Below are 12,673 nucleotides of genomic sequence, written 5' to 3'. Positions count from 1 at the left end.
AAATGATGCTTGTTTAGTCTGGTTTAATTATTTATTTACGCTTTAAATCTATGAGTTTAAAGATTTTTACCTTCTTTTATTTTTTTTAATCTTAATAGAGCTTCTATATAATAATAATCTGCATAAGTAATTGAATAATCTATTTCAGAACCTGCAGGCTTGTGCCCTGTTGAATGTAATAAACAAGCTGTATTCTTATCTTTACTTTGATAATTTAGAGAAAGTTCCATTAGCATGCCTTCAGCTTTATCCAAATAATATTTGGACAAGTCTGAATCATTCTTAAAAGTCGATAGTTCCAGAAGAGCAGACGCTACTACTGCAGAGGCAGACGCATCTTTTGGTTCATTTGGAATACCAGGAGCGTCAAAATCCCAATATGGAATTAAATCTTTAGGCAAACGGTCTAAATACACTTTAGTAATCTTCTGTGCAAAATCCAAGAATTTAGGGTCTTTAGTTTCTCTATATACCATAGTGTATCCATAAATTGCCCAAGCTTGTCCTCTAGCCCACATACTATCGTCACTATATCCCTGATGTGTAACTCCTTTTATTTTTTCACCTGTATTTTTATCGTATACAACAACATGATAAGAGGTATAATCTGGTCTGAAATGATTTCTCATAGTTACTTCTGCATGACTAACTGCGATATCATATAAAGATTTACTTCCTCCATTTTTTGATGCCCAAAACAACAACTCTAAATTAATCATGTTATCCATAATAGTGTTGTGCTGTGGCCACTCCATATTTGGTACATCTCTTGGCCATGATAAAATGGTTCCTACGTTAGGATTAAAAAGTGTAGCAAGTGTATCGGCTGTTTTAAGAATAACATCTTTGTAATCAACATTTTTAGTTAACCTAAATCCATTTCCAAAACTATTGAATACTTGAAATCCAAGGTCATGATCTAAGGCAGGCATTACAGAGAGTGGTGTTAAATATCTTGTAAACTTATCGGCTGATGCTTTTAAATGATCATTTCCTGAAAATTCATATAAATACCAAAGTTCACCAGGCCAAAATCCACTAGTCCAATCTTTATAATCGACATATCTCCACGCTTTAGAATTAGGTGCTATATTTCTTGGAATATCTCCTTCTGCCAATGTTAGTTTTAATGCTTTAGAAGCTTGCCCCACACAATACTCTAATTGTTCATCTACATTAAAAGTTTCATCAAATTTTGCCTGATTGGAAGTGTTAGCACATCCAACCATCAATAACGTTCCAAAAATTGATCTTAAAATTTGTAATTTAATATTCATCTTGTTCACTTCAGTTTCCTTACTTTTTAATAAAACCTATATTTTAAAAATCATCATATTAACGATTCATAAATATTAGATAGTGACAATAATATCAAGAATAATTTTACAACTACATAAATTATGATTCAATCCATATAAATTATAGGTATAACTCACATAAATAACAGAAAATAAAAACCTCGAAGTCAAACCCATGCTACTAACTTCTAATTAATACCAAAAAAACCATCACTCCTGCATATCTTATTTTAATAATTTATTTTATAACAAACTCCACTTTACAAATAGTATTTATGAGTAATATATTCCATAAAAAAAGCACATACTTTAGAAATATGTGCTTTTTTAAATCTCAATAATATTATAAAACGCTATTACTTTATGATATAAAAACTTTGCTCTATTGGTTTTGCTGATTGTACTTTATTTGCAATACCATACTGCCATGCTACAACAGTAACTTTAACTGGAAATTTTGTTCTGGAAGGTATTTTTCTAAAATATAACACATCCTCCTTTAAAACAACAGGACCTTCTTTCACATAATAACTCACTTTTAATCCCACATTTGAAGTAGCGTTTAAAGCAAGTGTTGTTATTCCTTCCTTTATATTTTCTATATGATTAAACGTAACAATTTGCTCTTTCCCAGACTTATTTACCAAAGGAAAATGCATATCTAATTGCTGAACCACACTTTTATATTTATCATCTCCTTTATTATGAGCCAACAACCAAACATCATTACTTCGTTTAAGATTCTTAAAACCCATTCTGTAAAAATCAATTTTAAATGTGGTATCGTTTACTTTTTTTACCGGACCACAAATTCGATCGATGAGTAGTGAAGTCTTGGCATGATTTTTAACTGATTTAACTCTAGATGAATCTGCATAAAAAGCATTTAAATTAAAACTAATTCCATCTTTTAAAGGTTTAAAATCTAAATTAAAACTTGCATGTGTCTTATGAGGAGTTAATACGTCACCACCTTGCTTAAAACCAATATACTGATTTATTTTCCCTCTAGCTTTAGCATAATAGGCTTCGGTCGCTTGTGCCATTTTTTTATCAAAAACCCATGAAGCAGTATATCTATCTCCTTGATATTTTTTGTACTTGGTAGTAGTATATTTTGGAATTGAATCTTGTCTCCACCTATCCATTAACCAACCTGAACTAGGTACTACTTGTTTTAGTGTTACTGGATTATTCAAAAATGATTTTTTAGGCAATCTATGCACTGCTACTTTTACAATATAATTTGCTATATACCTTACCAATGCATCAGAATAATCAAAGTGTCCGTGACCCGCATCTGCAAACCAAGTGATTACACTTTTAGGATGCTTTTGTTGATATTCAAATCCAGGTATCATCCTTTCTTCCCACCATTCATATTCACCCATTACAAACAACCCTGGAATGCCATTTATATTTCTATCTTCCCAATCAGGATTCGGTTTACCACTACCCGTTAAATTGGTTTGAGGGGCATCACCATGAACAGAAACCAAAGCCAAAGTTCTATCTGGAGTAAAAGCTGCAAAATTCCAAGGAAAACTTGCATAGGCTGAATGTCCCATAGGAACGATAGGTGCATACAATAATTCTTGATAACCCGAAACCTCAGCTAGAGATTTCATGATCTCTTCAAAAATTTTGTCCTCATTTTTTTTAACATCAAATGTTATGGCAAAACCTGGAGTTACCCAAATTTCAGCAAAACCAATTTCTGTCATTTTTTTTCTAAAATATTGATGCTCTAAAACACCTTCTTCAATCATGTTGTGCTGCGTAAAAACAACGCCTTTTACTTGCTTACAATTTTCAGGTATCCATAAAAATGCTTGAGGATAATCATTTGTTTCGTTAGAAATATAAGTATCAACCTTAACACGCCATTGCCAAACTTGAGCATATGTACAAAAACCTGTAATAACAAGGAACATGAAAAGAAATTTTTTAATCATTTTTTCAATCTTTGTTTTCTAAAACAGTGTTTTATTTCTTAGTATAACTATTTCCTATTTATTTTCCACTCTAAACCAATCAAAATCCGCATATCCTCCCATTCTCACTTCTTTATCACTTGCGGCAAAAATGCCCATTTTGGCACTAATCCAAAGGTCTTTTTCTGCATTAAAACTGGTTCCTATTTCTGTGAACTTTTTACTATTTTCGCTATAACTATATATACAGGTTGCATTAGGTGCAGACACTTCCATTCTTAAAAAAACAGTATTTGATTTTAATTCTTTTTCTACAATCACTGTTTCAGAAGCACCCCTGCTCGCATTTTTACAAATAACTTGTTGCACCCAATATTTATCATCATGATACGCAATTCCTACATACGCATAAGATTGTCCCATCATGATTAATCCAGCTGTTTTGCCTGGAGCATCCCATTCCGTATTTAATATAACTTTAGTAGTTGCTTTAAAATTTGGAGCTGGTAACTTTTGTAATAATAAACTGGGCATATCCCATAAATTAGGCAGTTCTTTTTTACTCATTGCAAACAACCTTAAATAATCGGTTCCAGGAATTTGAGCACTCCATTTAACAGATGAATTTGCATACCATTGCCATTGTAGCCCTGGTTTTCCATCATTAAACTCATCACTTTCTTGAGGTGATGCTATTGACATGCCCTGCACAGGTTTTTTATGTGTAAGTATAGGTTCTCCTATTCCATTTCCGTCTAAATCCTTCCCCATTTCAGGCCAATTATTATCCCATGATATTGGAGTTACCCAAAGCACTCTTCCATAAACCGCCTGATCTTGAAAATGTACAAACCAAGATTCATTATTGGGTGAAGTTACCCAAGCTCCTTGATGAGGACCATTAATTTCAGTACTTCCTTGCTCCAAAACAATTTTTTCTTCATAAGGACCATAAATATTTTTAGATCGTAATGCTAACTGCCATCCAGTTTCCACACCTCCTGCAGGAGCTAAGATGTAATAATACCCATCTTTTTTGTACAATTTTGGACCTTCTACAGTGTGATGGTTTTCATGTCCATCAAATATATTTTTACCTTCATCTAAAACCTTAGTTCCTTCTTTATTCATAGTACGCATGGTTAATATGCTATTAATTCCCGCTCGACTTCCTGCCCAAGCATGCACCAAATACGTATTGTCTCCATCCCATAATGGACAGGGGTCTATGATTCCTTTTCCTTCTAATACCAATACGGGTTTTGACCATTTTCCATACACATCATTGGTTTTAATCATGTATACACCAAAGTCCGGATCTCCCCAATAGATATAAAACTCATCATTATGGTATCTTAAACTGGGAGCCCAAACACCTTTACTGTGTTGAGGGATATTAAATACTTCTTCTGGAATTTGCTTTTCTAAAGCGTAATTAACAATTTCCCAATTTACCAAGTCTTTTGAATGTAAAATAGGTAGACCTGGTGTACAATTAAAACTACTTACTGTCATATAAAAATTATCCCCCACTCTAATAACATCTGGATCTGAATAATCTGCATATAAAACAGGATTGGTATAGGTTCCGTTTCCATTATCTGACGTCCAAACTTTAGACACATATTTCTGTGCTACCATGGACTGCATCGATATTATAAGAAAGAAAAAAAAAGCGTTTCTTATAAATTCTTTTTTTATTGTTCTCATTACTTACTTGTTTTTACTATTGATAAAACCAATGGACTTTTCACAATCATACTTTGTTTATCTAACATTTTATCCCAATCTTCAACATTAAAAACTTGACCACTTTTAGTCCAAGCAAAACCAACATAATAACTAAGTGTATTTTCCTTCGGTTGAGTCACTATCAATACTTGACTTTGATCGGGTGTTTTTGAATCATGATTTATTGATTCTTTTACTAATGAATTATCTATCACAATTCCTTCCCCTATAAAAGCATCGTCTATTGGTTCCCAATGCCTAAACCAACCTTCTTGATTATTCAATTTAACCTCTCCTTTTCCATCGTGTTTTGTTATTCCAATGGTGTAATTTGGAGCTTCTTCTTCTGAATTTAACTTTATCTCAAACTTTGAAAAGTTACTACCCAAGTCTAACGTAACTCTTTTCGTTTCTTTTATCTTATAATTACTCCAGGGAGCATAATCCAGTTCAAAAACAGTTCTTAAAGGCCCTCTTGCTATCGTTTTATAAGCAATAAAATTTTTAGAAACATACAAGCTATCGTTTTCCCAAATGCCAATACCTCCAGTACCTCTGCTTTTCCCTACATGATAAGGATCGTAACCTTCTCCATGATCGATGTGATAATACCCTTCGGTTTCTATGTTTTTAGCATACCATTTATCTATAATAGAATAATTGACACGTTTTAACCAAAGATCTATACCACTAGATAAAGTCCCCCCATATTCATTTTGTTCAATTCTACGTTGCGCTTCTGGGCCATAAGTTCTAAAAGCTACTTTATCATTTTCCCATGTATAATCGTCTGTCCTTTCCGGAACCAATCTAGAAAAAGTAACTGCTGTTGTTTCCTTGGCATTAATAAGACTATCAATAACCAACACATATTTTACAGAGGCATTGGCAGGTGCTTCGGATTGAAAAAGTAGTTCATCCATAACTCCATCTTGATCGTTATCGATCCACTGCGTAGTTATATACTCCTTAGTCGTTTGATTTTGTATTCTAATAGACTCTTGACGACTATGCTTTAATACCTCTGAAATATCTGCACTCTTTATAGCGACTACTTCGTTGCGTGCAAAATCTAAATTATTTACTACTACCAGGGTAAGTTCTCTTATTTCTTTTTTGTTTTTACAACTTGAAAAAAAAGAAAGAACAACAATACTATTGAGGATTAAAACAACCTTTGAGAATTTTTTCATTTTTTAAATTTTATATCATTCGTAAATTCACCGATGGTAAAAAAAGTGTCATCTTGTTTTGAAATCACTTTATCGTTAATTTTTAAGTTTTGTATGGTTACATTTATAATCTGTTCATTTTCACTATACCCCTGAATTAAGGACGGATTTGGAAGTCTACCTGTATAGGTAATATTTTTAAGTACTACTCCTTCTATATTTCTACCTGGAGCAGCACTATATTTTTCATTAAAAAAAACTCTAAAATTAAATAGTTGACCTTCCTGTATATTGTCTATTCGAATGTCTTCGTATTTAATATTTTTAATCAAGTTTTTATCACTGCCACTAATAGCCAAACAACCTTGATAATTACGATCGTCTTCATCGTGTTCTAAAATATCGATATTATAAAAATGTATATTTTCTATAATTTCTCCCTCTTGCTCTGCATTTCCATGGATACCAATATTAGTAGGATGTGCAATATCGGCCCAAAGAATTGAGTTTTTTATTTCATAATTTCTAGCATCTCCATAAAACCCCCAACGATGTGCATAAATTGCAATACAGTCATCTGAATTCCGCATAAATACCTTGTCAATTTCTACATTAGAACACGACATTAAATCGATACCATCGCTCCAGCCTTGGCTACTAAATGATTTTATATTTTTAATGGTTAATCCGTTTGTCTCTCCTCCATATATGGTATAGTGTTTTGGGTTGATGAATATTAAACCATCAACAGTGACATTTTTGGAATACCTAATTTCGACACCTCTTTCAGGTTGCATTACAATGCCTCTACCTATAATTTTTACGTCCTCAGCTTTATTTACTAAAAACTTCGCTTTTATAATAGCTCCACCATGAACATAGACCGTTTTACCAGAAGGAATATGATAAACATCTCCCGGCTGATCGTTTGGTTGATGCACTCCAGGTCCAAAATAAATAACATTAGGATCATTCGGGTCGGGTCTATTTTTTTCTATGGGGTTTGCAAATATGTGTAGATTATGAAGCTTATCTCCATTAATTTCCAAAGAGAGGTTCATAGATTTATCAAGCATAAAAGTAATTTCATTTCCTTTTACAGTTGGATTTACACCAGATGATTTTGGTCTAATATCAACATTATAAATTATACCATTATTCTTTCTAACCTTTAATTCTACTTTTTTATCAAAGTCAAAATGAACCATAGATGCTTTGGACTTTGTATCTAAATCCACCTCTACTTCATATTCAAAAAGGTCTTTCCATACTCCATCTGGCTCTCTTACCAAAACGGTAAAATCGTCATTATGTGCTGAATATTTATATCCTCCAGGAACTTCATAAATAACAAGATTATCTTGTGCTGAAATTTGGAAACATATCAATGTAATAATAATACTTAATGATTTTTTCATTTTATGTTACTTTTTATTCTAGCGAAGAACCTCATTAATTCAAGACTATTTTAATAGTTTGAAAAGAAAGCGCAGGAAGGTCAAAAATTACTGTTTTAGATTTTCCTTCATACTTGCCTACATACTCTTTACCAGAAGCATCTATCAATACTGCTTTTTTTATTTTATGATCTACTTTAATTTTTAAATACGTGTTGGTTGCAGTAAAAAAACGCCATTGATTGTTTTGATTTTTTAAAGAAGCCGATGCCGATGTTCCCTTAACCTCAAGTGTATACGTAGCATTCGCTATCGATTTTCCTTTTCCTAAAAACAAAGTAAAATCATTGTTTTTATGAGTAATCACTCCATAAGTTCCTCTTACAGAAAAGTCATTTATACTTAACTCATCTTCATCACTTGTACTTGAAAATACTAAATTCTCTTCCCCTGATTTTTCTACAATGCGAATTCCTACATTTTCTCCCGTTCCAAAATAATCCACAGTTTCTATTGCTGTATCTCCATTTTCGGCTGGCTCATAAATAGCTACAAACGGGCGAGACCAAGCTTCTCCATTTTGCTTTACTATTAATGTAGGAATTGGGTTGTCATTCAATTCTTCTGGCAGTGGACCATGGCGAAATGCTGTTGATTTTGGTGACATTACAGAAAATATTTCTCTATTATTCTCTCCTTTAAACCAAAGATTCATATTGACTGTTCTGTCTTCCATTTTTAATGAAAATTGTCCTTTAAAATCTTGACTCGTTTCTACAGATGCTTTATCCCACATATAATCATATGCCATTAAATCGCCGTCACCAAAAGCTAAAGACGAGGTCGATTTTAATATTAAAGGCTTATTATCATTATTGGTTAAATTTAATTGTTGACCTAAATTGTGGAAAAAATACTCGTGCTTAACATCCTTATTTTCTTTTTGTTTAGAACGGAAAACATCAATATAAAAACCTCCTACATCATTCTTTACAATCCCCATGACTCTACGCTGACTGCTGTTGGTTTCTGGTTCTAAAAAAGAAACATCAGAAAAGGTATATCCTTTAAGATTTCCTTCTTTATTCTGACTTTTTGGATACATCCCTAAAACATTAAAAGCATGATTACTTTTCATTTCAGGATATTTTGATTTTCCGTTTACAATAACTGTATTATGTGCAGGAAACTGTGTGTAATATTCCGCATATTCAATAGAAAAATAATTAGAACCATGTCCCATTTCTGGAGCTAATGGCAGTCCTTTTCCATACAACTCCATGGCAATGCCATTAGAATGCATGTGATTTCCAAAAGAAGCTATTTGACTAATCATTAATGCATCCTTCTCATCCTCTCCTTGTCTTTGAACTAACCAACTAGTGTTAGGGGCATAAAACAATGGTGATGTGAAATCTGATAATTTTCCAGATTTTATTTCCGCTTTAACTTTAAAACCATTGTGAATAAATAAATCCGAAATATTTCTACCTACAAACTCACCATTAAATTCATTTTCGTCATAAATAGTTTTAAGCATTTTAGTAAAATAAAGCTCATCTTCTGGTTTGTTATATTTTTGAGCATTCTCTATTAAATATTTTATTGGCTCCGATCTAAGATGACCATAATGCCCGTCTCCAAATGCTACTTGAAATTTATTTGGGTATAAATATTCTGGAGCAGCAATAACTGCCTTTCTTAAAACAGGAAGTTCTTTGATTAAATCGATGTTAAAATTACGATCGTAAAACTCAGCAAAATGAATAAAATCATTTAAAACATTCATAGAATATCCTGGACTTTCATTCCATAAGCCTGTATTGTAATCGTAACCATAATCCATTAACTTCTTCATAGACCATTGGCGCGTTGAAGTTTGGTTCATAACCAGATCTAAATAATAAGGGCCTCCCATACCATTTTCATACTGATCATTATTTTCTAACACCAATGCAATGTTCGATATATGTGCTGCTTGTAATAAGTTCCAGTTATTAAAACTTACGCCATTTTTAATAATTAAATCTGCCCATTTTTGTAAAGTAGCATCATACATTTTTAAATTATCAGGATGGCTAGTATTGATGTAATTATGTAAAAAATCGTAGCACTGCGTCACTTCATTCAACACATGTTCTTGAATCACTTCAAACTGCGTATAACTTACTAAGGTTTGATGATGTCCGTGACTTAAATCAATCGGTTCATTCAAATAATAGATCCCTTTTAAATAAGTATCTAGAACATGGTATGCCAAATCTGCATACTTTTTATCTCCTTGATACCAATATAAAAAGGCAGCATCTCTTGCTATACTTAAAATTTCACGATTAATAGATGCGGTAGTTGCACTAGTAGCTGAAATAGCCGCCCACTCCCATGCATCAGTGGTTTTATTTTGTAAATACAAACCTCTTGGATCGTCCATAAAAGGTTTTACATCTTCTAACTTTGGTCTTTTATAATCTGATGGTGTTCCACGGCCCCCAATAAATTTAACTGTGGGCACTGGTGCTTCTCCATCTGCATGGTCGTATTTACCACCATTGATATACACTTGAGTCGACTTGGTTTTCCAATACATTTGTAACCTTGAAACTAACCATGTTGGGTCTTTTTCATAAAAATCTACATATTTAGCCAAACGATTTTTAGTTTTATCTATAATTTGTGAAGCCCATTTTTCATTTTCTACTATTTTTTTTACTTCATCTAAAGACATATCTTGTCCAAAAATTCGGGGATGTTGATTTCCTACACTTTCTGGAACTGGTAATTCTTGCGCATAAGCATCTATATTATTTACAATAACTAACAATACAATTAAAACAATCAGTCTTTTCATTTTATGAAATTCATCTTTAAAATTAAAACAACAGTTGTTAGTAAAATTATTAACAACTGTTATTGTTACTAAACTCAAACAAAACAAGTATGAATATCATCTTGTTTGAAAATGTAAACTCTAGAAACTACTCTTAGGTTTACACAAACTAAAACAAAAAAACTATTCTATTTCTTGTATATGAATGGCAAAACCTCCTGAAGGTTTTAACTGTAATTTCATGGTTTTTCCTCTTTTTAATTTTAATGTTTGAATACCAACATTTGTTCTCGTATTTAACTTATCGTCATCGTAATACAGTGTTGCTTTATATTGTTTTCTTGCTTCAAGAAAATCGAAATAGACCACAACATCTCTAGCATCGTTATTAGTTATACCTCCTACAAACCAATCATCTCCAGATTTTCTTGCTGTTATAATATACTTACCTATTTCACCATTTAAAATTTTCGTATCCTCCCAAACTGTTTTTACGTTATCAAAGAATGCGATTTCTTTCTCTCCTTGATAAAAACTAGGTTTATCGTACCAGTACATAAACTGAATTGGGCTGTAATAAACCACTGAAAGCGCCAACTGATGTGCATGGGTCGTCTTGATTCTATTGTTATAATAACAAATAGTATAATCCCCTGCACCCGCCAAATAACGTGTAAAAGGTAAAATGGTATTGTGTGTAGCATCTGGCATTTCTTCGTTACCACGAATGCCTTCTTGGGTCATTAAATTAGGATAGGTTCTACTAAAACCTGTAGGACGGTATTCATCATGAACATCTACTAGCAAATGATATTCAGCCGCTTTTTCTATAGCTTTATGCAACCAATTAGACCAACGGCTAGAACCTATTTGTACAAACCCAAACTTTACCCCCTTAATACCCCATTTTCTACATTGGGTAAATACCTCATCTAATTTATCAGTCAGTGCTCGTTGATTGATATATACAAAAATACCAACATTTTTACTAGCGGCATAATTTACCAATTCTTGAATATCTATATCTTTTTCTTTAGATATAGTCGTAGCATCCGAACTCATTTTCATTTCAGACCCATACCACCCTGCGTCTAAATGCACATATTGTAAATTCCGTTGCGCTGCAAAATCAACACATTCTTTAGCTTCTTTAGTACTTAAATTAGCTCTTATTACTTTCCCTGGTTTTATCCAAGAAGTGTTTTTTATCTGATTTGGTTTATTTAAATTTAAGATGATATCATTATTCTCTAATAATTCACCTGGTTTTTCTGCCACCATAATAACACGCCAAGGTGTTGCATAAGGTGTTATGACATCTACTTTATCATACATTGATAAATTGATTGTATTAGGTTTTGCTTCACTTAATTTAAACTTACCTCTACTGTAATCAATCATTTGAGCTTCTAAAAGCGCTACATGAAGTCCGTTTTTTAAATCTAAAGTCAATGGGCGTTCAGATTCGTCTGGCCAATTTTTTAATGGTAGATAACTATATGGTCCTTGAGCCCATCTTTCATAATAAGCCATGGTTCCTTCTGGCAACGTATAGCTTGTTTGCTCTCCTTCAATATGCAAAAACAATCCGTTAGAAGTTTCTGGAAAATAGTAACGAAAAGCAACGCCCTCATTATAAACACGAACTATTACATCCATATTATAACTACGTCTTTTATCATAACTCGTTCCATTTTCACCTGTTTCCATTTTTCCTTTTTCTCCAAATTTATTAAAATGAAGTACTAATTGGTTGTAATGATTCTTTACCACGTTTCTTTCTCCATAAATGGGCTCCCAAAAATCATGAACAGTATCCCTATCAATAGACTTTAATTCTAAATTTTCACACCAATATTTACTAAGATCATTCTCAATTGCTAAAGCAGATTCAAATAAATTATTTTCTATAAGAACACCTAATTCAGATTCTAAAATAACAGGTTGATTGTTGAAACTTACTTTATAATACATTTGTGTTGTACCATCTCCTGTAGCTTTTTGATAAAAGCTGTAATTTAATTTCCCATTTGGAGATTGAACATTAAATACTTCATCTTTAAGGTTGGGTGGAGCCATTGGTTTTTCAAATACATTCGTGTTTGTATTTAACATCATGGCATTCGCAGCTACAGCAAAAAAGATAAAAAAGAAGATTATAGGAGTCTTAAAAATAATTTTCAGCATTGTTATATCATTTAATTTATTTGATTAAAAATTCCTCTATTACTAAAAATCTTACTTTGCATGGTGAACATATTAGTTCTTAATAAGGTTATTCTGATTTTTTTATAATAAATGAAATATGGATTCA

The 12,673-nt window shown here is 32.3% G+C and carries 7 protein-coding genes; all 7 read right to left on the bottom strand.

The annotated features are described in order from the left end of the window. Positions 1-56 precede the first annotated feature (56 nt). The 7 genes from QLS71_RS12180 to QLS71_RS12150 all read right to left on the bottom strand — a co-directional run bounded on the left by QLS71_RS12180 (position 57) and on the right by QLS71_RS12150 (position 12,546). A complete protein-coding gene (locus tag QLS71_RS12180; protein WP_308993887.1) occupies positions 57-1,277 on the bottom strand; it encodes a glycoside hydrolase family 88 protein in 1,221 nt (406 codons plus the stop codon). Between the two features lie 377 nt (positions 1,278-1,654). After that, positions 1,655-3,253 (bottom strand): hypothetical protein, encoded by a 1,599-nt coding sequence (locus tag QLS71_RS12175; RefSeq protein WP_308993888.1) that lies wholly within the window; start codon positions 3,251-3,253, stop codon positions 1,655-1,657. A gap of 54 nt (positions 3,254-3,307) precedes the next feature. Then, positions 3,308-4,882 carry a glycoside hydrolase 43 family protein gene (locus QLS71_RS12170; protein WP_308993900.1) on the bottom strand — a complete coding sequence of 525 codons (1,575 nt, stop codon included), beginning with the start codon at positions 4,880-4,882 and terminating at the stop codon, positions 3,308-3,310. A 59-nt stretch (positions 4,883-4,941) separates the two neighbouring features. Continuing rightward, a complete protein-coding gene (locus QLS71_RS12165) occupies positions 4,942-6,156 on the bottom strand; it encodes a DUF4861 family protein (RefSeq protein ID WP_308993889.1) in 1,215 nt (404 codons plus the stop codon). Further along, positions 6,153-7,553 (bottom strand): glycosyl hydrolase family 28 protein, encoded by a 1,401-nt coding sequence (locus tag QLS71_RS12160; RefSeq protein WP_308993890.1) that lies wholly within the window; start codon positions 7,551-7,553, stop codon positions 6,153-6,155. Before QLS71_RS12160 ends, QLS71_RS12165 begins: the two co-directional genes overlap by 4 nt. A gap of 34 nt (positions 7,554-7,587) precedes the next feature. Beyond that, on the bottom strand, positions 7,588-10,380 hold the full coding sequence (locus QLS71_RS12155) for a hypothetical protein (RefSeq protein ID WP_308993891.1): 2,793 nt from the start codon (positions 10,378-10,380) through the stop codon (positions 7,588-7,590). Between the two features lie 162 nt (positions 10,381-10,542). Next, on the bottom strand, positions 10,543-12,546 hold the full coding sequence (locus QLS71_RS12150; RefSeq protein WP_308993892.1) for a glycoside hydrolase family 97 catalytic domain-containing protein: 2,004 nt from the start codon (positions 12,544-12,546) through the stop codon (positions 10,543-10,545). Positions 12,547-12,673 lie beyond the last annotated feature (127 nt).

The sequence above is a fragment of the Mariniflexile litorale genome, from assembly GCF_031128465.2.
GTDB classification, from domain to species: Bacteria; Bacteroidota; Bacteroidia; order Flavobacteriales; family Flavobacteriaceae; genus Mariniflexile; species Mariniflexile litorale.
Note: the sequence above shows the minus strand (reverse complement) of the source record. Positions and strands in the feature narration are given on the sequence as shown.